This is a genomic window from Romboutsia timonensis (assembly GCF_900106845.1).
Taxonomy (GTDB): Bacteria; Bacillota; Clostridia; order Peptostreptococcales; family Peptostreptococcaceae; genus Romboutsia; species Romboutsia timonensis.
Window position 1 is genome coordinate 2220126 of sequence record NZ_LT629850.1, and the last position, 25533, is coordinate 2245658.

A 25533-nucleotide genomic window follows, 5' to 3' on the forward strand; every position below is an offset into this window, starting at 1 on the left:
ATATTTAAAAATACTGAGGATTTATTCTCAGTATTTTATCTTATATAAATAAATTAAATAATCCTAATTTATTATATTTTAAATTTATCTATTTATCATCCATATAAAATAATTTAAAAATGAAGCATAAAATAGCCATATTAAATATCCTATATTAAGATACATTGCTTTTTTATCTATCTTAGAAAATTTATACATCATAATCGAAACAACTATTATTAGCAATACTATAGTAACTAAAGCCGTAAATCTTAAGTCTAGTCCAAAAAATAGTATGCTCCATACAAAGTTTAAAGCAAGTTGTAACCAGTAGTAAAACATCGCATCCTTTACTTTAGATAAATCATATCCTTTTTTTAAAATTTTATATGCAGATATACCCATAAGCACATATAATATTGTCCAAACTATAGGAAATATAAAGCTTGGTGGTGCAAAGCTTGGCTTTATTAACTGTGAGTAATATGTAGATGTTGATATACCTGATAATAAACGTGATAAAACGTTACTTAAATAACCTACTATCAAAGGTATTAATATACTTATTATAAAATTTCTAACCTCTTTAATTGATATAATCAATTCTTTCTCCCCCTCTTTTAAATCTCATTTAGTTAATAAATATGTACAAGACTATGCTATTATTACAACTTTTATTTATTATAAGTAAAAAAGCCTAGAGATATCTCTAGGCTTTTAATCTATTGTAAGTTAGCTTTAACTAACTCATTTATTAGTTTACCATCAGCTCTACCTTTTACTTTAGGTCTTATAACTGACATTATTTTTCCCATATCCTTCATTGAAGTTGCTCCAACTTCAGATATAGTAAGTTTTACTATTTCATTTAGCTCTTCTTCGCTTAACTGTTGAGGTAGGTACTCTTTTAAAACTTTGATTTCAGCCTCTGTTTCACTTATTAAGTCTTCTCTATTAGCTTTGGCGAATTCATCTAAAGCATCTCTACGTTGCTTTAATTGCTTAGATATTATATCTATAATTCCTTCGTCATCAAGTTCAACTCTATTGTCAACTTCATATTGCTTTATAGAAGCTCTTATTAAAGTTACTACAGATTTCCTTACTGTATCCTTGTTCTTCATTGAAGACTTTAAATCTTCTTGTAACTTTTCTTTAAGGGACATTCCCTTCACCTCTTTGTTATATATTACTATTTCTTAGCGTTTTTTCTTCTTGCTGCTTCTGCTTTCTTCTTACGTCTAACGCTTGGCTTATCATAGTGCTCTCTTTTTCTAACTTCAGACATGATGCCAGACATAGCACATTGACGCTTGAATCTTCTTAAAGCGCTGTCTAATGTTTCATTTTCTCTTACTCTTACTTCTGACATTTCTTTTTCCCTCCCTCCGATAGCGCGAATTATGCTTAGGACTGTAACGATTATTCTGCAAAAGATGCATTACAATCTCACACTTTGTTTATTATAAACTAATTTTATTTTTTTTTCAAGTATTTTTCACTAAGAAGGTACTATTTTTAACTAGTTTATTTTTCCATAGCTTCATATAAAGGTAATTTTTTACCTGCTAGTACATGATAATGAATATGTTTAACCTCTTGTCCTCCATCATGTCCACAGTTATTTATGATTCTAAATCCTGTTTTATCAAAACCTTTATCTCTAGCTATCTTATTCATAACATTATGAATATGTGCTATTATATCCATTTCATTTTCTGGTACATCAATTATACTTTCATAATGTTTCTTAGGTATAACTAATATATGATATGGTGCAACTGGATTTATATCATTAAAAGCTAGTACTTTATCATCTTCATAAACTTTGCTAGATGGTATCTCTCCACTTATTATTTTGCAAAATATACAACTCACTAAAATACACCTCCTTCTATATAAAATTTTTCTTCGATCTTTTTGCATCGATATATCAGTGCTTTATATATAGATACATTCATCACTTAAAAGTAGTTATTTCTACAGATTATACTAAAGTTCCTTCTACATATTCATCTTTTATATCTGTTAACTTAACTTTTAAGATTTCTCCATGTATCTCTCTGTCACTTTTAACTATAACTCTTATATAGTTAGGAGTTAATCCTTCGTAAGTATTTTCTGCTATACTTTGTTCAAATAAAACATCTATTTCTTGTCCAATAAACTTACCTGCAAATTTATTGAAGTTTTCTTTATTTAAATTTAAAAGTTTTTCACTTCTAAATTGTTTCATTTGTGGATCTATTTGATTTTCCATAGTAGCTGCTGGAGTACCTTTTCTTGGCGAATACTTAAACACATGCATTTGTGATAATTCTATTTCTTTTAAGAATTCATATGTTTTATTGAATTCATCATTAGTTTCCCCAGGGAATCCTACTATTACATCAGTAGTTATTGCTACATTAGGTATATTTTCTCTTAATCTATCTACTATTTCCTTGTATTCTTTTGTAGTATATCTTCTATTCATTCTCTTTAACGTTTCATCACATCCACTTTGTAGTGATAAATGATAATGAGGACATACCTTTTCCATTTTAGAAACTTCATTTACAAATTCATCTGTAAATAATACTGGTTCAACTGAACTTAATCTTATTCTTTCAATTCCATTTATTTCATTTATAGCTTTAATTACAGTTAATAAGTTGATATTTTCATCTCTTACATCTTTTCCGTAAGATGCAACATGTATACCTGTTAAAACAACTTCTTTGTATCCATTTAAAACTAACTTTTCAACTTCTGACACTATACTTTCTAAATCTCTACTTCTTACTTTTCCACCTCTTGCATAAGGTATTATACAATAAGTACAGAATCTATCGCATCCATCTTGAATTTTTATAAATGCTCTAGTTCTTCCATTTGTTTGACTTATTTCTATTTCTTCAAAAGCTCTAACCTTCATTATGTCATCAACTGTACTTACTTTATTAGTTGCATCAATTTTTTTGATTTCTTCTACTATTTGTCTTCTCTCATTAGTTCCCATAACTAAGTTTACTTCTTCTATATCAAGTATTTCCTCTGGTGAAACCTGAGAATAACATCCTACAACAGCTATTATAGCATTAGGATTTTTCTTTTTCATTCTTCTTATATATTGACGTGATTTTCTATCACTCATATGAGTTACTGTACAAGTATTTATTACATAAACATCTGCAAAATCTTCACTATCAACTTGAGTGTAACCTTCTTTTTTGAACATCTCAAGCATAGCCTCAGTTTCATATTGGTTTACTTTACATCCTAATGTGTAAAAAGCTACCTTTTTCATTTATTCGTCGCCTCCTAAGTCGCTTAATTCATATAATACTATAGATGAAGCTACAAGTGATGCCGTTTCAGTTCTTAAAATTCTAGGTCCTAAAGATACTGATTTTCCACCAATTTCTTCTATAGCTTCTATTTCACTTTCTTCAAATCCACCTTCTGGACCAACAAAGATACCCATAGTATTTATATTTACACCTTTTATCGCTTGTTTAATCGATTTTGTTCTCTCATTTTCATAAGGTGCTATATTTAAATCATTATTTTTCATATCTTCCAAAGCATCTTTAAAACTTAAAATACCTCTTAACTTAGGTATTTTTCCTCTTTTACTTTGTTTTGCAGCCTCGTATATTATACGTTCCCATCTTTCAAGCTTTTTATCTTCTTTTTTGTCATCTACTTTTGATACACTTCTTTTAGTTTGTACCAATACTATTTCATGTACTCCAACTTCTGTAAGTTTTTGAAGTATCATTTCCATTTTAGGACCTTTAGGAAGACCTTGATATACTTTTATTTTTAGATCTGATTCTCTTTTTATATCAACCTTTTCTAATATATTTAAGCTTACAAAAGACTTATCTATATCAGTTATCTCACATATATACTCGTTATTATCATTATCACAAATTTCTAACTCTTCTCCAATTTTGCATCTAAGTACCTTAGAAATATGCTTTACATCTTCACCTTCAATGATACAAGTATTAGTTTCTAAATTAATATTTTGTTTTTGTACGAAAAATCTATCCATAAAATCACCTACTTAATTTTAGAAACTATAGCATTCCATTCACCTAAAGATTGTACTTCTATAATCTCAAGTCCATTTTCTTCTAAAGATGCTTTAACTTCATCAACTTTAGCATGTATTATTCCTGACGATATAAATACTGCATCATCTTTCATAAAGTTTTTAATATCTTTAGCTAATATTTTTATTATATCTGCTATTATATTAGCTACAACTATATCAGCTTTATCACTTACAACTTCCATAAGGTTTCCGTGTAATGCTTTAACCTTATCTTCTACTTTATTTAATTCTATATTTTCTTTAGATACTTTAACAGCTACCTCATCTAAATCTACTGCTAATACATCATTAGCACCAAGTTTTGCTGCTGCTATAGCAAGTATACCACTACCACAACCTATATCAAATACTTTAGAATCTTGTTTAACATACTTTTCTAATTGTTGTATACACATACTAGTTGTTTCATGTGTACCTGTACCAAATGCCATACCTGGGTCTAATTCTATTATTAAGTCTCCTTCTTTAGCTTCATATTCTTCCCAAGTTGGTTTAACTACAACTTTTTCACCTACTTTTGTTGGCTTGTAGTAGTTTTTCCATTCATTTGCCCAGTCTTCTTCATCAACTTGAGATATTTCTACTATAGCGTCTCCTACGTCTATACCAAATTCTTTTAATCCATCTATTTTCTCTTTTATTAAATTTATATCTTCTGTTACATCTCTTTCTTCTGTTATGTAAGTTTTTATTATAACTCCATCATATCCACTGTTAAATATTTCTTCTTCTACAAAATCCCAATCATATTCATTTTTCTTTTGGAATTTAAAATCTTTAGGATCTTCTATTGATACTCCGCCTACATTTTGTTCATATAATATATTTGTTACAGCTTCTACAGCTTCTGTTGTCGTTTTTATTGTTATTTCTGTCCACTTCATTTACTGATACCTTCCTTTATTATAATTTCGTATTTTAAGTAAATTTTATTATATCATATTTATTATTATCTTTAGTAATATTCTTTTATACTTTTACTATCATTATTTTATAATAATAAAAATTTAGCTCTTTTAAGTTATATATTTTTTAATATATTCATAATTTTTATTATGTTAAAGTTATTATTAAATATAAAATTAAGAGGGAACTAATTGTTCCCTCTTAATTTTATATTTAATATTTATTTTATCTTAAATGTAGAACATATTGCTTCTGTATATATTTTTGCATCATTACCACTTACTTGTATAGTTTCTGCTGTACATAATTTATTATCATTGTAAGTACATTTTTCAGCAGTACATACTATACAATCACAAGGTCCATCTGCATTAGTATTATTAGTTAAAGTTGAGTAATGTTTTTTATCAAGAAAAGATCCACAACAAGTTTCACAAGCTTCAGTTGCTCCTTGTCCTCCTACATTTATACGATTTGCATAGCAAACACCATTACTATTGTGAGAACAATTATTAGCATTACAATTTATTTTATTCATATAAATACCTCCTATATTTTTATATTTATTTAGTAAAATATCTATCTAGTAAACCTTTAAAAGCTCTACCATGTCTAGCTTCATCTTTACACATTTCATGAACAGTATCATGTATTGCATCTAAATTATGTTTTTTAGCTAGTCCTGCTAATTCTTTTTTACCTGAGCAAGCACCAAACTCAGCTTCAACTCTAGCTGATAAGTTTGATTTAGTATCATGCATAACAACCTCACCTAACATTTCTGCAAATTTTGCAGCATGTTCTGCTTCTTCATATGCTATTCTTGTATAAGCTTCTGCGACTTCTGGATATCCTTCTCTGTCAGCTTGGCGAGCCATAGCTAAATACATACCAACTTCAGTACATTCTCCTACAAAGTTTGCTCTTAAGCCTTCTATTATATCTTTATCTATATCTCTTGCTACTCCAATTCTATGTTCATCTGCCCATTGCATTTCACCTTGAACTTCTTCAAACTTATCTGCTCCTACTTTACAAATTGGACAGACTTCTGGTGGTGCATCACCTTCATGTATATATCCACAAACTGTACATATGTATTTTTTCATAAAATCACCTCAAATAATATGTTTATTTATACATAGTTATTATTAGTATAAATAAAATTTCTATTCACAGTTTTTATTAAAGTAGTTTATATCTATATAATATTTATTTCTATTCATATTACATTTAATGATTAAAATACTACTAAGATTTTCATATTAAACTAAATATTTATTACATTTATCGAATAATTTATACTATTATTATTAGTAAGTACAATAAAGCATAAGGGGGAAATTATTATGTCTAGAGTTGAATCATTAAAATTATTTGGTGATATTAGTAAAATATCTGATAAATATAAATCTTGGCATCTTAAGGATGATGAGAATGAAATAAAGGATAATAGAAAATTAAAAACACTATTAAACTACCATAATTCTAGGTTTGATCATATAAAAGAAAAATATGATTTTTTATCTTATCAAACTAAAAATGAACTAAAAAATAAAAGTAAAGATGAGTTACATAAAATATTAAATGAGTTTAATAATTTTTCTTATAAGAAGTTTTCATCTCTAAAAAATAGTAATATTGAGTCTACTACAGTTAAAGCTGTTATGTTTGCAACAATAGATGAGCTATCTCTTATAAATGAATCTATAAGAAAAAAAGACTATTTAGAAAATAAGAATTTATATTTTAATATATATGAAAATGTAGCTTTAAATGCATTTATAACATTTTTATCATTAAGAGATATGAATATAATAAAACAAGAAGATTTAAACGATTTATCACAGGCTATATTTACCCAAATTCAATCCATAGCTATTTCTTCTATATAAAAAATTCGCTTCGCTCATGTCGCCAACGACTTCGTCCGTTGCTCAAAATCTTTTTTACGCTCAAAACCAGTTGATTGATATTACTTACATTCAGAAGTTATCCACATTTTTAAAATATTATAATATCCTTAAGCGTAAAAAAGTTCTAGGATAATCTCCTAGAACTTTTCTTTACTTTTTCTTAAATAGATTTTCTATCTTTTTTCCAAAAGAGCTCTTTTTTTCATGAACTTCTTCACCACATTCTGCAGCAAATTGTCTTAAAAGGTCTTTTTGCTTTTCATTTAGTTTCTTAGGAGTATCAACTATAACTTTTACATATTGATCTCCTCTAGAGTTTCCTCTAAGTTTTGGAATTCCTTTTTCTCTTAATCTAAATACAGTTCCTGTTTGAGTTCCTTCTGGAATAGTATATTTAACCTTACCATCTAAAGTTGGAACTTCTATTTCATCACCTAGTGCAGCTTGACTAAATGTTATAGGCATTTCAAAGTATATGTCAAATCCATCTCTAGTAAATAATGAATGAGGTTTTACATTTACAACTATATATAAATCTCCTCTTGGACCACCCTTACTTCCAACTTCACCTTGTCCTCCTAGTTTGATCATTTGACCATCATCAATACCTGCTGGTATATCTACTTCTATAGTTTTTACCTTTCTAACGCTTCCTTTACCTGAACACTTAGGACATGGGGTTTCTAAAACTTCTCCATCTCCACCACAAGTTGAACAAGTTCTTGAACTTGCTATATTACCAAATGGAGTTCTTTGTACTGTTCTAACTTCCCCTTGACCATGACATGTAGGACAAGTTTTTTTAGATGTTCCAGGTTTTGCTCCACTACCATGACATTCACTACATTCTTCACTTCTATTTACTTTTATAGATGCTTTTTTACCAAATGCTGCTTCTTCAAAACTTATATTTACAGTTTGTCTTATATCCTCTCCACGTTCTGGACCTCTTCTTCTAGGTCTTGAGCCACCGCCAAAACCTCCTCCAAATATATCACCGAATATATCTCCAAACATATCTTCAAATCCGCCACCGCTAAAACCTTGGCCTCCGAATCCACCAAAGCCTCCTTGGCCATTTACACCTTCATGTCCAAATTGGTCATAGTTTTGTCTTTTAGTTGCATCAGATAGCACTTCATATGCTTCATTTACTTCTTTGAATTTTTCTTCTGCTTCTTTATTATCTGGATTTCTATCTGGATGGTATTTCATAGCTAGCTTTCTATATGCCTTTTTTATCGCTTGTTCATCAGCATTTTTGTCTACACCTAATACCTCATAATAATCTCTTTTAGTACTCAATTTTGTCACCACCTTAAATTTACAAAAACTCGCTTCGCTCATATCGCCAACGATATATCCTTGTTCCCACCACGGATATATCCGTTGCTTAAACAAAAACATAGCTTGTAGAATATCAATACTACAAGCTATTATCATTATTTTAAGCATTCAATTTCATTATTAATGATACAATGCTTATGAAAAGATACTCTTTTCTTATATATTAATTATATACAAATATGTCTATATTTGTAGCCTATTTTTCATCATTTACTTCTGTAAAATCAGCATCAACTATATTATCATCTTGTGGTCCAGCTTGTTCTTGACCAGCATTTGCTTGTTGCTCAGCTTGAGCTTGTTGATACATTTGCTCAGATATCTTATGGAACTTGTTCATTACTTCGTCCATAGCTTTTTTGATTTCTTCAGCAGTAGCACTTTCTTTTTCTTTAACAGCTTTTAATTCAGCTATTGCAGATTCTATTTGAGATTTATCATCAGCACTTACTTTATCACCAAGTTCATTTAATGTTTTTTCTGTTTGGTATATAGTAGAGTCAGCTTGATTTAATGCTTCTATTCTATCTTTCTTTTGTTTATCAGCTTCTGCATTCATTTCAGCTTCTTTTACTTTTCTTTCTATTTCTTCTTCACTTAAGTTAGTTCCTGAAGTTATAGTTACTTTTTGTTCTTTTCCAGTTCCTAAATCTTTAGCAGTAACGTGAACTATACCGTTAGCATCTATATCGAAAGTAACTTCTATTTGAGGTATTCCTCTTGGTGCTGGTGGTATATCAGTTAATTGGAATCTACCTAAAGTTGTATTGTCATAAGACATACTTCTTTCACCTTGAAGTACATGTATATCAACAGCAGTTTGGTTATCTGCAGCAGTTGAGAATACTTGTGATTTCTTAGTTGGTATTGTTGTATTTCTTTCTATTATCTTAGTCATTACGTTACCCATAGTTTCTATACCTAAAGATAATGGAGTAACATCAAGAAGTAATAAATCATTAACTTCTCCAGTTAAAACACCAGCTTGTATAGCAGCACCTGCAGCAACACATTCATCTGGGTTTATACCTTTGTGTGGTTCTTTTCCTATAAACTTCTTAACAGCTTCTTGAACAGCTGGTATTCTTGTTGATCCACCAACTAATAATACATCATCTATATCAGATGTAGAAAGACCAGCATCTTGTAATGCTCTTCTTGTTGGTTCCATAGTTTTTTCTACTAAATGAGCAGTTAACTCATCAAATTTAGCTCTAGTTATATCTATTGTTAAGTGTTTTGGACCTTCAGCAGTAGCTGTTATGAAAGGTAAGTTTACGTTAGTTGTCATTGTTGATGATAACTCTTTCTTAGCCTTTTCAGCAGCTTCTTTTAATCTTTGAAGAGCCATCTTATCATTTCTTAAGTCAACACCTTCAGTTTTCTTGAATTCTTCAGCTAAGTAATCTATTAATACTTGGTCAAAGTCATCTCCACCAAGTCTGTTGTTACCTGCAGTAGCTAAAACTTCAAATGTTCCATCTCCTATTTCAAGTATAGAAACGTCGAATGTTCCTCCACCTAAGTCAAATACTAATACTTTCTTTTCTTGATCTAATTTATCTAAACCATAAGCAAGAGCTGCTGCTGTTGGTTCATTTATTATTCTCTTAACATCAAGACCAGCTATTCTACCTGCATCTTTAGTTGCTTGTCTTTGAGCATCTGTAAAGTATGCTGGAACTGTTATAACAGCTTCTTTAACTGGTTGACCTAAGTAAGCTTCTGCATCAGCTTTTAATTTTTGTAAAGTTATAGCTGATATTTCTTGTGGAGTATATGCTTTACCATCTATATCAACTTTGTAATCTGTTCCCATGTGAGTTTTTATAGATATTATTGTTCTATCTGCATTTGTAACTGCTTGTCTTTTTGCAGGTTCTCCTACTATTCTATCACCATCTTTAGTGAAAGCTACTACTGATGGAGTAGTTCTCATACCTTCTGCATTTGTTATTACTTGTGGTTCTCCACCTTCAAGTACTGCAACACAAGAGTTAGTTGTTCCTAAATCTATTCCTATTACTTTTGACATAATACTTTTCCTCCTATATCTATATATAAATCTATTAATTAATTGATTTATTTGCTTTTATAAATTTTTATTACTTAATTTTTAATTAAGCAAATTTTTATATTTATTCTTCATTAAAATGAAGTTTTAGGTTTAATTAACAAGAAACCTTAACCATACTTGCTCTTAATACTTTATTTCCTAGTTTATATCCTTTTTGAAGTACCATAACAACTTTATTTGGCTCAACTCCATCTACACTCTCTTGCATTACTGCTAAATGTAAGTTAGGATCAAAATCAGCATCTTGTGCTTCAATTTCTTCCACACCAAACTTTGTTATCATATCTTTTAATTGCTTATAAACTAGCTCTACACCTTTAAACATAGTATCTTCTTTATCTGTGCAAGCTTCTAATGCTCTTTCCATACTATCTATAACAGGTATTAATTCATTTAATATTTTTTCATTAGCAAATATACCTATAGTTTCTTTTTCTTGTTGAGTTCTTCTTCTATAGTTTGCATATTCTGCTTGAAGTCTTTTATATTGATCATTAAGAGCATCCATTTCATCTCTTAATTTTTTTTCTTCAAGTTTATCTTCTATATCAACTACATTCTCTTGATTCTCTTCAGTAGTTTCTTCATTCTCAACTACTTCTTCTTGAGCATCATCTTTAACTATTTCTTCTTCTAAGACAGTATCCTTATGTTCCAATACACTGCACCCCTCAATTTATTTTTTATTAAATAATAAATTAATATAATTTACTATTGCATAAATCCTTGCATAATCCATTCTTGTTGGACCTATAAAGCTTATCTTTCCTACTAAGTCCTTATCAATATTGTATGTTGCTGTAACTATACTACAATCTTTAGCTAATTCAAGATCGTTATCACTACCTATTATTATATTTACATTATCCTTTTGTATTCCTTTTGATTTTAACATACTATCTATTGTCTCTTTTTTTTCTATCATATTTAAAAAAGATTTAGCTTTTATTATGTCATTAAATTCTGGATAATTAAATATATTAGTTGCTCCATTTAAAGAAAATACAGCTTCTTCTTCAGACATATTATAGTTAAGAGCATCTATAAGTCCATCTATTAAATTAGAATATTCACCTATTTCATACTTTATAAATGCAATTAATCTTTCATCTATCTCTACTATACTTTTACCTAATAGTTTTCTAGTTAGATTGTCAGAAATTATATTTAATTTGGATTGATCTAGATAAATATCACTAGTTAAATCTGCCTTTTTAATATCACCGTTATTAGTTACAACAATAAGTAGTATTTTATTCTCATCTATACTTACTAATTGTATGTGCTTTATAACATTTTTATGGTTTAAACTTTTAGCTACAGCTACTGTTGTATAATTAGTTAACTGAGATAATAACTTTGATGTTTCTTGAATTAAGTCTTTTATATGGCTTACATTATTTTGTATGCAATCTTGAATAAGTTTTTTTTCTTCATTACTTAATTCACTTTTACCCATAAGCATATCTACATATAACTTATATCCTTTTTCTGACGGAACTCTTCCTGCAGAAGTATGGGGCTGTATAAGATATCCTAACTCTTCCAAATCAGCCATTTCATTTCTTATAGTAGCAGCACTAATTCCTAAATCATGTTTTTTAGATATTGTTCTAGATCCTACCGCTTCGGCAGTTTCTATATAATCTTTAACTATAGCTTTGAGGATATTTAGTTTTCTTTCGTTTAGTTTCATTTCATGCCTCCTCGCTGTTAGCACTCATTAAATCCGAGTGCTAAAAAGATTATATATATTATATATCATTATTTTTTAGCATTGTCAATAGTTTTTGACTAATCTATAAATTCTATAAATACTGTATTAGATAATTCTCTTCCTCTTTGTGTTAAAGCTATATTATTATTTTGCTCTATAATTAAGTTTAAATTCTTTAATTTGTCTAAAATATTATTATATTTATGCTTAAAATTCACATTAAACTTTTCATAAAATTCATCCAAATTAATACCCTCGTTCATTCTAAGCCCCATAAATATAAATTCTTCCATTTCATCTTTTTTACTTAATACATTTTTTTCTTCTATCGGTTTTTTATTATACTCTAAACATTTATTATACTCTTTTATATCACAAATATTACTATATCTATAATTATTTATATAACCTGATGCTCCTGGCCCTAAGCCCAAATAGTTATCACATTTCCAATATACTATATTATGTTTGCATTCATATCCTTCTTTTGCATAATTAGATATTTCATATTGATGATATCCGTTCTTATATAATGTATCTATCGTATAGTTATATATACTTATATCAACTTCTTCATCATTAAGTTCAAATTCTTTATTTAGATACATATCGTAAAACTTAGTTCCCTCTTCTAATATAAGTGAGTAAGCAGATATATGTGACGGATTTAAATTTATTATTTTATTTAAAGTCTCTTTCCATTCATCAAATGATTGATTTGGAAGTGAATACATTAGGTCAACATTTATATTATCTATTCCTACCTCTATTGCATCCTTATAATTTTTTTCAAATTGTTCATATGTATGTATTCTACCTATATACTTTAAATGATGGTCTTGAGTGACTTGAAGTCCCATACTTAACCTATTTATACCTAATGATTTTATAGCCTTTAATTTTACTTTATTTAAAGTTCCTGGATTACATTCCATAGTTATTTCAGCATCTCTTTTTATATTAAAATTACTATATATATTTTCAATAAGAATAGTTAACTCCTCAGGAGTTAGGATACTAGGAGTACCTCCACCTAAAAATACACTAGTAAATTCTTTGTTTTTAAATTCTTCTTTATATAATTCCATTTCTTTTTTAATGCTTATTAAGTAGTCTTTTTTCTGATTTTTCTCTTCTATTTTGTAAGAGTTAAAATCACAATAGTTACATTTTTGAGCACAAAATGGAACATGTACATATAATCCTAACATTTATTTCTCCTTATCCATTTATTCTCTTATATTATACCAATATTTTTATTTTTTACACTTCTTATATTCTTCAAATGTATAAATTATAAGCACTATTTTAAATAATTTAATCAAAAAGTCTTTAAGTTTATGTATTAATATAAGATACTTAAACATTTAACCGCTTATATTCTTATTAGTATTCATTTATCCTATGTCTATTATTATAAAGAAAGTTAAAAAGTATTTTGAAATATAGATATCATTATAAATAGTGAACCAATATAAAATGAAAGTTACAATTTTAATATATCTGGACAGTTTATAGTAAGTTGTAAAAGTAACCATACCTTAGAGCCCAATATATTGAAATTTCTACTGTATGGTTGTTTTATGCCATATTTATAACGAAGATAGCTAAGATATCCTAATTTTTATAATAAAAATCAAGAAAAGGAATTTGCATAAATCTACAAATTCCTTTTCTTGATTTCTATTATTTTTTACTTGTAATTGAATATACTGGTATACCTATTAATGTTATTATTATACCTCCTAAAGCAATTAATGTAGCTGTTAACAATTGATTTATTATAACAAATAAACCTCCTATTATTGCTATAGCTGGTATAATTGGATATAAAGGTACTTTATATGGTCTTTGTAATTCAGGTCTATCCTTACGAAGCTTAATAACTCCTATAAATGTTAGCACATAGAATATCCAGATTGTAAAAACAGTTAAATCAGTTAGTAAGTTAAATTGTCCTGTTAAAGCATATATTGATGCTAAAACAGCTATTAACCAAATAGAATTGGCAGGCACTCCACCTTTATTTAACTTAGCTAAAGAATCACTTGCTGGTAATGTTTTTTTGACTGCTAATGTATAAGCTACCCTTGGACCTGTTAGTAAATATCCATTAAGTGCTCCAAATACTGATATTAGTATACCTACTGTTACAATTTTACCGCCTATATTACCAAAAATTCTTTGTGCAACAAGTGCAGCTGGTGCTGTGGCTTGTGCTAATTCTGAAGCTGGTGCAACCCATAGATATGCTAAGTTTATAACTATATATACTGCCATTACTATAGATATACCTCCAACTATTGCTTTTGGTAAATCTTTACCTGGATCTTTCATTTCTCCAGCTAATGCTCCAACATTTATCCAACCATCATATGCAAATAATGTTGCTATTAATACTTGTCCTAATGCTCCTGTTACTGTTGCGCCAGGTCCAACTAAAGGTTGAAGTATAGGATTTCCATTACCTTTTATAAATCCAAATATTATGATAACTATTAATGGTACAAGTTTACCAATCGTAGCTACAGTTTGTATTACTCCTCCAAAAGATGATCCTACTGTATTTAAAAATGCTATAAATAATATTGTTACTATAGCTATAACTAAAACCATCATCATATTCGAATCTGGATTATACCCTAGTAATTCAAGTATTTGTTTTGCAAATATTACTCCTAAAGCTGCTATAGTTCCTGGAAAAAATAGTACAGTTTGCATCCAACCAGTTAAGAAGCCTAGTTTCTTACCATAAATCTCTTCAATATATACCATCATACCGCCTGTCTTTGGTATTGCAGCTGATACTTCTGCTGCTGTTAAACCTGCTGTTATTGTTATAATACCTCCTATTACCCATGCTATCATTCCAAGTCCTGGACCACCATTAGTTGCTGTATATATAGCTTGAGGTTTAAAAAATACTCCTGAACCTATAACTACTCCTATTACTGTTGAAAGTGCTGCTGATAAACCTAACGTTTTTTTAAGTTCATTATTCATTAAGTTCCTCCTTATGTCATTTATATTATTTAGTACTTAACTGGTTTTATAATATTATCATTCCCACTTTCTATTTAAATATTAAAATTTACTTTTCTTATCTACTTGGTAGTATATTTTTAACAAAAAAAGACCTAAGTTTTAAACTTAAGTCTTTTCTATATTTTATTCATCTAATTTTAACACTGACATAAATGCTTTTTGAGGAACTTCAACAGATCCGATTTGTCTCATACGTTTCTTACCTTCTTTTTGCTTTTCAAGAAGCTTCTTCTTACGAGATATATCTCCTCCGTAACACTTAGCAAGAACATCTTTTCTAAGTGCACTTATAGTTTCTCTAGCTATTACCTTATTACCAACAGCTGCTTGTATAGGTACTGCAAACTGATGTCTTGGTATTTCATTTTTAAGTTTTTCACACATAGCTTTACCTCTTGAGTAAGCACGAGATTCATGAACTATAAAGCTAAGTGCATCTACTTGTTCTTTATTTATTAATATATCTAATTTAACTAGAGTTGAAGGAACATATCCCTTAACTTCATAATCTAATGATCCATATCCTCTAGTTCTTGATTTTAATGCATCAAAGAAATCATATACGACCTCATTTAAAGGTAAATCATAATGAAGCATAACTCTCTTTTCATCTATATACTCCATATTTATCATTGTTCCACGTCTTTCTTGACATAGTTCCATAACTGTACCTACGTAATCTTTAGGAACTATTATGTCTCCTTTAACTATAGGCTCTTCTATCATTCTTATTTCACTTGGTTCAGGTAAGTTAGTTGGATTTTGTATCATTACTACTTCACCATCATTTTTAGTTACTCTGTATATAACAGATGGAGCTGTTGTTACTAAGTTAAGATCATATTCTCTCTCTAATCTTTCCTGTATTATTTCCATGTGTAAAAGTCCTAAGAATCCACATCTAAATCCAAATCCTAAAGCAGCTGAAGTTTCAGCTTCAAATTCAAGTGCAGCATCATTTATTTGCATTTTTTCAAGTGCATCTCTTACATTTTCATATTTTTCACCTTCACCTGGATATATACCACAGTAAACCATTGGAGTTGCTTTTTTATATCCTGCCATAGGTTCATCAGTTGGGTTATTAGCATCTGTTATAGTATCCCCAACTTGACAACTTCTTATATCTTTTATACTTGCTGCTATGTATCCAACATCTCCAGCAGATAATTCATCAAGCTCTCTTTGTCCCGGAGCCATTACACCAACTTCTGTTACTTCAAACTTTTTGTTAGTATTCATCATTTTTATAGTCATACCTTTTTTTACGCTACCTTCAAATATTCTAACGTAAGCTACAACACCTTTATATGCATCATAATAAGAGTCAAATATTAACGCTTTTAAAGGAGCTTCTTTATCTCCTGTTGGAGCAGGTACTTTTTCTACTATAGCTTCTAGTACATCTTCTATATTTAATCCACTTTTAGCAGATATAAGTGGAGCATCACTTGCATCAAGCCCTATTATATCTTCTATTTCCGTTTTTATTTCATCAGGTCTTGCACTTGGAAGATCTATTTTATTTATAACAGGTAAAATTTCTAAGTCTTGATCTAGTGCTAAATAGACGTTAGCTAATGTTTGAGCTTCAACACCTTGAGCAGCATCAACTACTAGTAATGCCCCCTCACAAGCTGCTAAACTTCTTGATACTTCATAGTTAAAGTCTACATGACCTGGAGTATCTATAAGATTTAAGAAATACTCATTTCCATCCTTAGCCTTATATACTAATCTTATATTTTGAAGCTTTATAGTGATTCCTCTTTCTCTTTCAAGATCCATATTATCTAATAACTGATCTTTCATTTCTCTTTCACTAACAAGCCCAGTTTTTTGTATTAATCTATCAGCTAAGGTAGACTTACCGTGATCTATATGTGCTATTATACTAAAATTCCTAGTTCTACTTTGTTTATTGTCCACCTTGGTTCCTCCTTTTTTATTATCATAACTTTTATTTTATAATATATCCCCTTTTATGTAAATAACCGTTATGTTATAAAACCAAAAACTTATTTTTCTTATATAATTCTCTCCTATTTATATATTAAATATTTAAAACTTCTTAATAGTAAAAATAAGACTTAAATATTTAAGTCTTATTTTTATTATCATTATATAGTTTTATTATTTTATCCTTAGCTTTATATATTTCATTTATTTTTTCACCAATATTAACTTTAATATCATCCATATTTATATCATCTATAAAAGAATTTAAAAGATATGCATCAGTTCCTAACATATCTTTTGCACTTTTATCTATTATAAATATACATATACTTAAATTTGTAATCATAGCTAGAATAAATAAAACTTTAAATACAACCCTAATTTTTCTTCTTTTTAATTTTTTATTAATCTTTTTTTCTAGTCTACTCATACTTAATCTCCTAGACTATTATCTATTTTGCTTAAAATATTCATCTAAAATTTCTGCTACATATTTTACAGATGCTTTTGCTTCATCTGAACTAGTTCCATTACTTCCTATTTCTATAAGCATATGATTTTGGGCCATATATTGATTGAATTTACCATATTGCCTCTTTACTATAGGTAAAACCAATTCAGGGTATTTACTTTGAGCAAATTTAGTTATATCCTCAGCTAAAGCTTTTACTTCATCTACATTCGGATTTTTCATACCTACAACAAAAAAGAATTTAGCTACTTTTTCACCCTTATAAGTTGTTGACATCCTTTCATGCTCTTTTTGTATATCAGCATCAGTCTTAAGATCCCTTCCATCTCTATGTAAATCTATAGCTATATTTATACTTTTATGGTTATTTAGCATTGATTTTACAGTTTCTAAACTACTTATATAAGACTTAGTAAAATCTGGATAATCATGGTATTTTGTACTATGCACAATTCCCCAACCTTTTTTACTTAATTGTTCTGTCAATAGTGTTCCAACCTCAAGTACTGATTTATCTCTATTATTTTGTGAATGATAATTCCCTTCTGGAGAATCTGAATAAGTTTCCCCTGAATGAGAGTGATATATTAACATAGTAGGATTTTCTTTAGTTATTCTTATATCATTTTTATATTCACTAGATGCTACAGATATATTTTCTTTATTATTAGAGTTACTGTTTAATGTAGGAATATTTTCTTCTCCTATGTGAACTTTTATATAATCTTCTTCTTTATTAGCAGTTTTATCTTCTTTATCTTTTTCTTCTTTTGAATTATCATCCTTTGTACTCGACTCTGGATAAGATGACTCTATTAAAAATTTAAGAAATTCTTCCTTATCCATACTATAAGATAAAGTTGGTAAAATAAAAATTAAAGCACATAATAAACTTATAACCTTCTTAGTTTTTCTCAACATACTTTTCCTCCTTAATTGGTTATCCTACCTGGATGGAGAGATCTATTTAATCCTTCGCTTATTATTATCGATAAATTTTCTATAGTTTCATCTATGTCTTTCGGTGTTACTATTAAATTTTTATCATATGGATCTAACGACTCCTTTATAAGATGATACTTCTCATCTTCCTTAAGTTGTTTTAACATATTGTAAAAATTTTCACCTTCATTTGATTGACTAATTAAATTATCTATGGCTAAATCTAATACATCACTAGTTAATGTAGCTGCATCTACCACAGTCGGTACTCCTATAGCTATTACATCAACACCTAAATAATCTTTATTTAATGCTTTTCTTTTATTTCCAACACCTCCGCCTGGAGATATTCCAGCTGTAGATATTTGTATAGTTGAATTCACTCTTTCCATCTTTCTTGATGCTAATGCATCTATTGCAATTACCCTATCAGGTTTTATCATATCTACTATTGATTTTACAGTCTCACTAGTTTCTAAACCTGTAATTCCCATAACACCTGGACTTAAAGCTGATACTTCAGTAAAATCATCATCATAATCTTTATTGTAGTTTTTAAATATGTGTCTTGTAACTAATGTTTTAGATACACTTTTAGGTCCTAATGCATCTGATGTTATATTCCAGTTACCAAGTCCTATTACTAAAGTTTTTTTAGTTTTATCACTTCCTAGTATTTCTACTAATTCATCTTTTAAATATGTAATCATTTCTTCTCTAGATTCATCATCATCAAATTTCATAAGATTACTTTCTAATGTAACATATTTTCCTATACCCTTGTTCATTATTTTAGACCCTTGTTCATCTATAACCTCAACTATCGATACTTTACAGTTTTCTAAATCTTTATTTTTTACCTTTACTCCAGGTATCTCTGTGGATTTTTGGTCGTTTTCATATATTTCTTTTGCTTCTAATGCTAAGTCAGTTCTTATATTAAACATATTTACCCTCCATGTATTAATTAAATACTATTTATAATTCTTAACAAATTTTAGTATTTTATAACAGTAATAAATAAATTTGTAAGTTATTGAATATTTGACACTCACATTGTATATTATCTTTATGTAATATATAACTTAAAATAAAAAAAGAAATAATAATAAAACTTATAAATATTTATCCTTGATTTTTGATTTTATTTCTGTTAAAATCTAATATGTTGACGATGAATATAATAAAATAAACGAGGGGGTGAACCGCGTGGCAAACATAAAATCAGCTAAGAAAAGAATAAGAGTTATCGAAAAGAAAACTGCTTTAAATAGAGCTAGAAAATCTCAATTAAAAACTGCAATAAGAAGATTCGAAGAAGCTGTTGCAGCTGGAAACAGAGAAGAGGCTGTTGCTAAGTTCCAATTTGCTCAAAAGAAGATATACCAAGTAGCTTCTAAAGGAACTATACACAAGAATGCAGCATCTAGAAAAGTTGCTAAATTAGCTCAAAAGTTAAACGGAATGAACGCTTAATTATCCGTTTCTTATGAATAGATACTAACCCTTGATAATATCAAGGGTTTTTATTTTATATATATTAATTAAATTAAAAAATCTTAGTATTTACTTACTAAGATTTTTTAATTTCCTTTTTTGCAGTATTTACTTATTAACATTTCTATTGATAAGGTATCTCTTACTAATCCATTTTTTATTTTAAAATCACTTTCCAGTATAGAATTTAGTATATCTATTATAATTTCATCGGAAAAGTTTTTAGTTTGTTTTAATGCTTTTCCTACAACAAAAGGATGTAATTTAAGCCTTTCTGCTATACCCTTAGAGCTATGACCTTGTATTTGTAATTGTCTAACTTGCATAATAACTTTAAACTGTCTTGCTATCATAGAAAAGATCCCAAATACAGACTCTCCTTCATAAAGCATATCATTTAAAATTTTCATAGCATCAGATGAATTTTTCTGTCCTATATAATCAATAAGTTTAAATATATCATTTTCTACCTTTTTCTGAGAAAGTTGATCTATTATTTCATTTGTTACTTTATTTTCTTTACCTACAAATGAACTAATTTTATTTATTTCATTTTCTAAGTCAGACAAAGTCTTTTCACTACTTTTATCTAAGTAACCTTCTTGGTTTATAAAGTACATAATTTGAGCATTATCTATTAAAACATTCTTATTATCAAATTTTTTCTTTACCCATTTAAATAGATCCATATCTGATAATTTATCACAATTAAATACTATTCCATTTTTACTTATCTTTTTAACTAATGATTTTCGTTTGTCTATATCTCCATATACAATAAACACCAAAGTAGTAGTTTGAGGTATATTATCTATATATTCTGTAAAGTATTTTTCATCTTCATCACTAAAGTTTTTCTTTTTACCTTTTAATAATTCAAAATCTTTTAATATAACAATCTTTCTATCATCCATAAATGGAAGTGTCTCTATAGAACTTATAAGTTGGTCTAAAGCTATTTCTCTCCCATCTATAATATCTAAGTTAAAATCTATCATTCCATCATTTAAAGTTAATTTAATCTCTTTTATAGCATTCTCTATTAAATAATATTCTTTCCCATAAAAAAGGTAAGTATTTTTTATATTTCTATTTTTTATATCATTTATAATATCCTTGTAGTTCATGTGATTGCTCCTTTATAGTTTTTGCTTCTTTATAAATCATATATAAAAATACTACTATATAATAAATAATTACATAGTATAATTTAGGTTCTTCTATAACAATATAAGCAAAATCTAAATTACTTATTCTTTCTAATAATACATATATAGTTTCTAAGATAAATCTATTAATATGCACCACTATACTTGATATATATATATTTATATTGAACAATATTAAACTTAACATAGCTAAATATATAATAATACCTACAAATGGAACTATAATTATGTTACCCAAAATAGAAACTAAAGGTATACCTTCAAAATTATAGTATATTATTGGTATTGTTAATATATTTGCAGACAAAGTTAATGAAATTATTTTTATATTCAATTTATTATTTATATAACCATAGAAATATATTATAGACAATGTTGCAAGAAAAGACAATTGAAAACTTATATTATATATTATGTATGGATTATTTATTACAAATAATATACCTATAAAGGATAGTGTTGATATTTTATCCATCTTCCTATCTAAGAAAAAACTTAAATACAGTGATATCATAAACATTATAGCTCTTATTATTGAAGGTGAATTACCAACCATAGCTGAGTAAATAAACATCATAGTAGATAAAACTATTAATTTATAAATCTTATTAATTTTTCCCATCATAAATATTATCAATCCTGAAAGTATGCCTGTATGAAGCCCTGAAATTGCTATAATATGGCTGGTACCAGTTCTAGTAAACATTAGTTTTTCATTTTGTGATAAATCATCTTTCTGCCCTAACATCATAGAATTTATAAAATCTGAGTTTGTTTTATATAAATACCTTATTGTATTGCTTATATAAGATTTTGCTTTATAAATATACTCATACATTAAATTATTTCCTACAATACTATAATCTTTTAAATATATTAAACCTTTATATCCCATACTCCTTAGATATCTGCCATAATCAAAACTTTCATATGACATTTTATTTAAATCTTTAAACTTTCCTGTTAGCTTTATTTCACTACCAACTTTAATTTTTTTATATTTGGTATAATCTCTAACAACAAATTTTCCAACTATGTATTCATTATATCTTTCTTTTTCTTTTTTATATTTTACTATACCTATAATCTCTATATCTTCATTGCCATAATCTGTATTAATTGCATTAGTATTAGTGTATATAAAAGATACTATTAATAATATAATAAAAATTATTAAAAATGGTCTTCTCATAATTCCTCCAAAAACAATTTACTTTAAGTATCTTCAAAACTATCACTTCTTAAACAAAATAAAGGATATCAAAATTGATATCCTTTAAACATACTCATTTATATAGTTTTCTTTTTTATTAAACAATATTTCAAATAAATCTATTGCTCCTTTATTTTTTTCATTTTTATTTATATTATTTAAAATCATAGCTTCTTTTATATCTATATAAGAAAATGCCAACTGAGTAAACGTATTAATACTCAAATGTAAATCACATTCCCCTTTTATTTTTTTAGCTTCAACTTTTTTATCTTTTATCTTTATATTGAAAGTGCCATTATTTTCTTTTATAAATTTATCTTCTATAAATACATTCGCGCTTATCTCTATATCATCATTGATTGTTAATCTATTAAGGTATTCTTCTACATTTATAACTCTACCCATAATAAATGGCTTTACTTTAATATCTATAGTTTTAGGATTTTCTAAAACAAATCTTATTTTATCATTTACAGGGGCTGATATAATTACTTTCTTACATTGGGTATTGTGATTATAAATAAACTTTAATATAGATTTTAATGAGTCTAAATCTTTATAAAATAGTTCTCTAACAAACATACTGTCTCCATTTAAGAAATATATTATATACCCTTTATATGAACCATCTTTATAAACATATATATGACCATTTTCGCTTTCAACTTCTTTGAATAAATTTATATAATATTCTTTGTCTCTAACTGTATTACCATTTACATCTGATAAAAATAAATTATTTATATCAATTAAATCATCGATATGTTTTTCACTTGCTTTGTATAGCCTACCTAATAAATTAAAGTTCTTTAAATCTTCTATATTTATAGAGTATTCTAATTGATCATAACAATGCTCATACCCATATTTTCTATACAATCTATAATCGATAGGCATAAGTATTGATACTAATTGATTTCTTTTATAAAGTTCATTAAGAGAGTATTCCATAATTTTTTTCATATACCCTCTTCCTCTTACTTGAGGAAATGTAGATACACCTACAACATATGATGTTTCATATTCTTTACCATCTAACTTTATTTTATATTGGTTTAATTGAAGAGAAGATACAATATCTTTATCTTCACATGCTACAATGGTATTATTATTGTCATACTTATTATTGAAGTAATAATTAACAAAGCTTTCTTCATCATTAAAACAATAATTCCAGATTTCTTTAATATCATCTATTTCTTCTTCTTTAGCATATCTCATATTCATATTAGTTCTCCCTAACAGTGTATTTCTCAACAAATTTAACAGGATGATAAGAAAGTTTAGCTTTTCTAAGTCCAGGTATTCCTAAGTCTTCTTCTCTATTTACAAACTCTACATTTTCAAATTCATTTAATATAAATTGTTGATTTATGTAAGGATATAATCCTCTTATATTCGGATTAGCTTTTTCTATATGAATTAATGCCATATTAGAATTTATAAGTTCACCCATAGTAAAGGCTTCTAATTTACCATCTACATATATACCCGCTATCTTTAATCTATCTTTTAAGTAGTCATAATTATTAAATATTTTCTTGATTCCTACAGATTCATCATCCATACCTTCATCAAATTCATTATTTTCTTCTTTATTTACAGTCCATTCTTTTAGTAAATTTAAGCAATCTTCAAAGTCTTCCTCATCAAGAATTCTATACTTATATCTGCCTTCATAGTCTTTTAAAAATGCATTTATATGATTTCTCTTCTTCTGATTTTTTCTTCCACCTAAGACTCTTAAACTTTCACCATCATATACATAATCAAATAAATCTCTTTCCTCTATGTATTCAAATTTACCTGGATAATTCTCTTGTAAAATATCTACTACTTCTTTTGTTATCCCTCTAAAACATATTTTTTTGTTACTATCTTTGAAGTATCTTATAATAAAGTCCATAGCTTGTGGTAACTTTTCTTTTTTAGCTAAAGGTAATATAGAAAAACTATTCCCCTCATATTCTGCCATTATAACTGCGAAATCATCACATATAACATATCCTGTTTTATATACATGTTGCCACATATATAATGTAGTAAAACAGTATTCACAAGCTTCGTAATCTACTAAATCAAAATATGGTTGTAGCTCTTTTATTGAATCTATGGTTATTTCTTTAAATTTCATATATACTCTTAAACCCTTTCTTAAATTTATTTCTTAATAATTTAATATATAAAAACGATACTATAATCTTAAAAGTTTCAATATTATTGTTATCTATTGAATTATCTTACATCTTATTGCTTAGAATATAAGATAGTTTACATTACTAATTTATGTTACCCATATTATTTATTTATAAACATATAATGAACGGAGGTAATTTATTGAAAAAGTTATTTTTAACTTATATTCTAATAATTATTATAATATCACTTTTAATTCCATCTGGCAAAAATAACTATTTGTCTATACATACGATAGATGTAGGACAAGGAGACAGCATCTTAATACAAACCCCTAACTCCAAAAATATATTAATTGATGGTGGTGATGATAATAGCCATAATATAGTATCTAGCTATTTAAAAAAGCAAAATGTAAAAAGAATAGATTATATAATAGCTACACACTTTGACTCTGATCATATTGGTGGGCTAGATAATATAATAGATAAATTTAATGTATCAAATATATATGCTCCTAACTATGAATCAGATACCGTATCCTATCAAAATTTAATTAGCTCTTGCGTAAATAAAAACTTAAACTTACAATATCTAAAAGAAGGAGATTTTATTAATATAGAAGATAATATAAATTTAACAGTACTTGCTCCTTCTTATATCCAAGAAGAAAATAACCTTAATTCTATAGTATTTAGAATAGATTATAAAAATAAATCCTTTTTATTCACTGGAGATGCTGAAGCTAGTAATGAAATGAGTATTATAAATTCTTATGAGCTTAATGATATAGATTTTCTTAAGGTAGGGCATCATGGAAGTAGTTCTTCTACTACTTCTGAATTTATAGAAGAAGTAAGTCCAGATGTAGCAGTCATATCCTGTGGATATAAAAATCAATATGGCCACCCACATAGAAGTACTTTAGATACTCTAGAAAAAAACAATGTCTTAACTTATAGAACAGATATTTTAGGTCATGTTGTATTTTACAGCGATGGTGATACTATTTTTACAACTAAAGACTACAAATTAAATAAGAAGTAGAAT

At 27.6% G+C, this 25533-nt stretch carries 26 protein-coding genes; 3 read left to right on the forward strand and 23 right to left on the reverse strand.

Features of this window, described 5'->3' with window-relative positions:
- Nucleotides 1-84 precede the first annotated feature (84 nt).
- From BN7997_RS13210 to BN7997_RS13250, 9 genes are all read right to left on the reverse strand, one after another.
- Nucleotides 85-582: a TspO/MBR family protein gene (locus BN7997_RS13210; RefSeq protein WP_071121212.1), complete on the reverse strand. Its 498-nt coding sequence runs from the start codon at nt 580-582 to the stop codon at nt 85-87.
- Between the two features lie 119 nt (nt 583-701).
- The gene (locus tag BN7997_RS13215) at nt 702-1145 is read right to left on the reverse strand and encodes a GatB/YqeY domain-containing protein (protein WP_071121213.1); all 444 of its coding nucleotides are present in this window, start codon (nt 1143-1145) and stop codon (nt 702-704) included.
- Nucleotides 1146-1171: 26 nt separating this feature from the next.
- Nucleotides 1172-1351: a 30S ribosomal protein S21 gene (gene rpsU / locus BN7997_RS13220; protein ID WP_071121214.1), complete on the reverse strand. Its 180-nt coding sequence runs from the start codon at nt 1349-1351 to the stop codon at nt 1172-1174.
- A gap of 155 nt (nt 1352-1506) precedes the next feature.
- Entirely contained in the window at nt 1507-1857 is a 351-nt protein-coding gene (locus BN7997_RS13225; RefSeq protein ID WP_071121215.1) for a histidine triad nucleotide-binding protein, read from the reverse strand.
- 109 nt (nt 1858-1966) lie between these two features.
- A complete protein-coding gene (gene mtaB / locus BN7997_RS13230; protein ID WP_071121216.1) occupies nt 1967-3268 on the reverse strand; it encodes a tRNA (N(6)-L-threonylcarbamoyladenosine(37)-C(2))-methylthiotransferase MtaB in 1302 nt (433 codons plus the stop codon).
- Nucleotides 3269-4021, reverse strand: a complete 753-nt coding sequence (locus BN7997_RS13235; protein WP_071121217.1) for a 16S rRNA (uracil(1498)-N(3))-methyltransferase — start codon at nt 4019-4021, stop codon at nt 3269-3271.
- A gap of 8 nt (nt 4022-4029) precedes the next feature.
- Nucleotides 4030-4968 (reverse strand): 50S ribosomal protein L11 methyltransferase, encoded by a 939-nt coding sequence (prmA, locus tag BN7997_RS13240; RefSeq protein WP_071121218.1) that lies wholly within the window; start codon nt 4966-4968, stop codon nt 4030-4032.
- Between the two features lie 242 nt (nt 4969-5210).
- Entirely contained in the window at nt 5211-5528 is a 318-nt protein-coding gene (locus BN7997_RS13245; protein ID WP_071121219.1) for a DUF1540 domain-containing protein, read from the reverse strand.
- Nucleotides 5529-5553: 25 nt separating this feature from the next.
- Nucleotides 5554-6099, reverse strand: a complete 546-nt coding sequence (locus BN7997_RS13250; protein WP_071121220.1) for an NADH peroxidase — start codon at nt 6097-6099, stop codon at nt 5554-5556.
- Nucleotides 6100-6339: 240 nt separating this feature from the next.
- Between BN7997_RS13250 and BN7997_RS13255 the strand changes: the two genes are divergently transcribed.
- Entirely contained in the window at nt 6340-6885 is a 546-nt protein-coding gene (locus BN7997_RS13255; RefSeq protein ID WP_071121221.1) for a hypothetical protein, read from the forward strand.
- Between the two features lie 171 nt (nt 6886-7056).
- Here BN7997_RS13255 and dnaJ read toward each other — a convergent pair whose 3' ends face one another.
- The 10 genes from dnaJ to gpr all read right to left on the reverse strand — a co-directional run bounded on the left by dnaJ (nt 7057) and on the right by gpr (nt 19412).
- Complete coding sequence (gene dnaJ, locus BN7997_RS13260; protein ID WP_143023213.1) at nt 7057-8211, reverse strand: molecular chaperone DnaJ; 1155 nt, start codon at nt 8209-8211, stop codon at nt 7057-7059.
- Nucleotides 8212-8449: 238 nt separating this feature from the next.
- Nucleotides 8450-10288 carry a molecular chaperone DnaK gene (gene dnaK / locus BN7997_RS13265; RefSeq protein ID WP_071121223.1) on the reverse strand — a complete coding sequence of 613 codons (1839 nt, stop codon included), beginning with the start codon at nt 10286-10288 and terminating at the stop codon, nt 8450-8452.
- A 136-nt stretch (nt 10289-10424) separates the two neighbouring features.
- Nucleotides 10425-10988 carry a nucleotide exchange factor GrpE gene (gene grpE, locus BN7997_RS13270; RefSeq protein ID WP_071121224.1) on the reverse strand — a complete coding sequence of 188 codons (564 nt, stop codon included), beginning with the start codon at nt 10986-10988 and terminating at the stop codon, nt 10425-10427.
- Between the two features lie 18 nt (nt 10989-11006).
- Nucleotides 11007-12026, reverse strand: coding sequence for a heat-inducible transcriptional repressor HrcA (gene hrcA / locus BN7997_RS13275; RefSeq protein WP_071121225.1), 1020 nt, complete (start codon nt 12024-12026; stop codon nt 11007-11009).
- Nucleotides 12027-12124: 98 nt separating this feature from the next.
- Entirely contained in the window at nt 12125-13258 is a 1134-nt protein-coding gene (gene hemW, locus BN7997_RS13280; RefSeq protein WP_071121226.1) for a radical SAM family heme chaperone HemW, read from the reverse strand.
- A gap of 475 nt (nt 13259-13733) precedes the next feature.
- Nucleotides 13734-15050: an APC family permease gene (locus BN7997_RS13285; RefSeq protein ID WP_071121227.1), complete on the reverse strand. Its 1317-nt coding sequence runs from the start codon at nt 15048-15050 to the stop codon at nt 13734-13736.
- A 165-nt stretch (nt 15051-15215) separates the two neighbouring features.
- A complete protein-coding gene (gene lepA / locus BN7997_RS13290; protein ID WP_071121228.1) occupies nt 15216-17021 on the reverse strand; it encodes a translation elongation factor 4 in 1806 nt (601 codons plus the stop codon).
- Between the two features lie 169 nt (nt 17022-17190).
- Nucleotides 17191-17481, reverse strand: a complete 291-nt coding sequence (locus tag BN7997_RS13295) for a hypothetical protein (RefSeq protein ID WP_071121229.1) — start codon at nt 17479-17481, stop codon at nt 17191-17193.
- Between the two features lie 18 nt (nt 17482-17499).
- Nucleotides 17500-18444, reverse strand: a complete 945-nt coding sequence (gene spoIIP, locus BN7997_RS13300; protein WP_071121230.1) for a stage II sporulation protein P — start codon at nt 18442-18444, stop codon at nt 17500-17502.
- An 11-nt stretch (nt 18445-18455) separates the two neighbouring features.
- The gene (gpr, locus tag BN7997_RS13305; protein WP_071121231.1) at nt 18456-19412 is read right to left on the reverse strand and encodes a GPR endopeptidase; all 957 of its coding nucleotides are present in this window, start codon (nt 19410-19412) and stop codon (nt 18456-18458) included.
- Nucleotides 19413-19674: 262 nt separating this feature from the next.
- Between gpr and rpsT the strand changes: the two genes are divergently transcribed.
- Entirely contained in the window at nt 19675-19941 is a 267-nt protein-coding gene (gene rpsT, locus BN7997_RS13310) for a 30S ribosomal protein S20 (protein ID WP_071121232.1), read from the forward strand.
- Nucleotides 19942-20048: 107 nt separating this feature from the next.
- On the opposite strand, the gene holA is transcribed toward rpsT, so the two are convergent.
- From holA to BN7997_RS13330, 4 genes are all read right to left on the reverse strand, one after another.
- Nucleotides 20049-21089, reverse strand: coding sequence for a DNA polymerase III subunit delta (gene holA / locus BN7997_RS13315; RefSeq protein ID WP_071121233.1), 1041 nt, complete (start codon nt 21087-21089; stop codon nt 20049-20051).
- On the reverse strand, nt 21064-22323 hold the full coding sequence (locus BN7997_RS13320) for a ComEC/Rec2 family competence protein (protein WP_071121234.1): 1260 nt from the start codon (nt 22321-22323) through the stop codon (nt 21064-21066). Before BN7997_RS13320 ends, holA begins: the two co-directional genes overlap by 26 nt.
- A gap of 84 nt (nt 22324-22407) precedes the next feature.
- Nucleotides 22408-23574 (reverse strand): GNAT family N-acetyltransferase, encoded by a 1167-nt coding sequence (locus tag BN7997_RS13325; protein ID WP_071121235.1) that lies wholly within the window; start codon nt 23572-23574, stop codon nt 22408-22410.
- 1 nt (nt 23575) lies between these two features.
- Nucleotides 23576-24481 (reverse strand): DUF2156 domain-containing protein, encoded by a 906-nt coding sequence (locus tag BN7997_RS13330; protein ID WP_071121236.1) that lies wholly within the window; start codon nt 24479-24481, stop codon nt 23576-23578.
- A gap of 203 nt (nt 24482-24684) precedes the next feature.
- On the opposite strand from BN7997_RS13330, the gene BN7997_RS13335 reads away from it, so the two are divergent.
- A complete protein-coding gene (locus tag BN7997_RS13335; RefSeq protein WP_330020245.1) occupies nt 24685-25530 on the forward strand; it encodes a ComEC/Rec2 family competence protein in 846 nt (281 codons plus the stop codon).
- The last annotated feature ends 3 nt before the right edge of the window (nt 25531-25533 follow it).

What these genes read in the sequence shown, in the direction of transcription:
- BN7997_RS13215 (WP_071121213.1), bottom strand. Translation starts at nt 1,145, where the DNA reads ATGTCCCTTAAAGAAAAGTTACAAGAAGATTTAAAGTCTTCAATGAAG.
- rpsU (WP_071121214.1), bottom strand. Translation starts at nt 1,351, where the DNA reads ATGTCAGAAGTAAGAGTAAGAGAAAATGAAACATTAGACAGCGCTTTA.
- mtaB (WP_071121216.1), bottom strand. Translation starts at nt 3,268, where the DNA reads ATGAAAAAGGTAGCTTTTTACACATTAGGATGTAAAGTAAACCAATAT.
- BN7997_RS13235 (WP_071121217.1), bottom strand. Translation starts at nt 4,021, where the DNA reads ATGGATAGATTTTTCGTACAAAAACAAAATATTAATTTAGAAACTAAT.
- prmA (WP_071121218.1), bottom strand. Translation starts at nt 4,968, where the DNA reads ATGAAGTGGACAGAAATAACAATAAAAACGACAACAGAAGCTGTAGAA.
- BN7997_RS13245 (WP_071121219.1), bottom strand. Translation starts at nt 5,528, where the DNA reads ATGAATAAAATAAATTGTAATGCTAATAATTGTTCTCACAATAGTAAT.
- BN7997_RS13250 (WP_071121220.1), bottom strand. Translation starts at nt 6,099, where the DNA reads ATGAAAAAATACATATGTACAGTTTGTGGATATATACATGAAGGTGAT.
- BN7997_RS13255 (WP_071121221.1), top strand. Translation starts at nt 6,340, where the DNA reads ATGTCTAGAGTTGAATCATTAAAATTATTTGGTGATATTAGTAAAATA.
- dnaK (WP_071121223.1), bottom strand. Translation starts at nt 10,288, where the DNA reads ATGTCAAAAGTAATAGGAATAGATTTAGGAACAACTAACTCTTGTGTT.
- hrcA (WP_071121225.1), bottom strand. Translation starts at nt 12,026, where the DNA reads ATGAAACTAAACGAAAGAAAACTAAATATCCTCAAAGCTATAGTTAAA.
- hemW (WP_071121226.1), bottom strand. Translation starts at nt 13,258, where the DNA reads ATGTTAGGATTATATGTACATGTTCCATTTTGTGCTCAAAAATGTAAC.
- BN7997_RS13285 (WP_071121227.1), bottom strand. Translation starts at nt 15,050, where the DNA reads ATGAATAATGAACTTAAAAAAACGTTAGGTTTATCAGCAGCACTTTCA.
- BN7997_RS13295 (WP_071121229.1), bottom strand. Translation starts at nt 17,481, where the DNA reads ATGAGTAGACTAGAAAAAAAGATTAATAAAAAATTAAAAAGAAGAAAA.
- spoIIP (WP_071121230.1), bottom strand. Translation starts at nt 18,444, where the DNA reads ATGTTGAGAAAAACTAAGAAGGTTATAAGTTTATTATGTGCTTTAATT.
- gpr (WP_071121231.1), bottom strand. Translation starts at nt 19,412, where the DNA reads ATGTTTAATATAAGAACTGACTTAGCATTAGAAGCAAAAGAAATATAT.
- holA (WP_071121233.1), bottom strand. Translation starts at nt 21,089, where the DNA reads ATGAACTACAAGGATATTATAAATGATATAAAAAATAGAAATATAAAA.
- BN7997_RS13320 (WP_071121234.1), bottom strand. Translation starts at nt 22,323, where the DNA reads ATGAGAAGACCATTTTTAATAATTTTTATTATATTATTAATAGTATCT.
- BN7997_RS13325 (WP_071121235.1), bottom strand. Translation starts at nt 23,574, where the DNA reads ATGAATATGAGATATGCTAAAGAAGAAGAAATAGATGATATTAAAGAA.
- BN7997_RS13330 (WP_071121236.1), bottom strand. Translation starts at nt 24,481, where the DNA reads ATGAAATTTAAAGAAATAACCATAGATTCAATAAAAGAGCTACAACCA.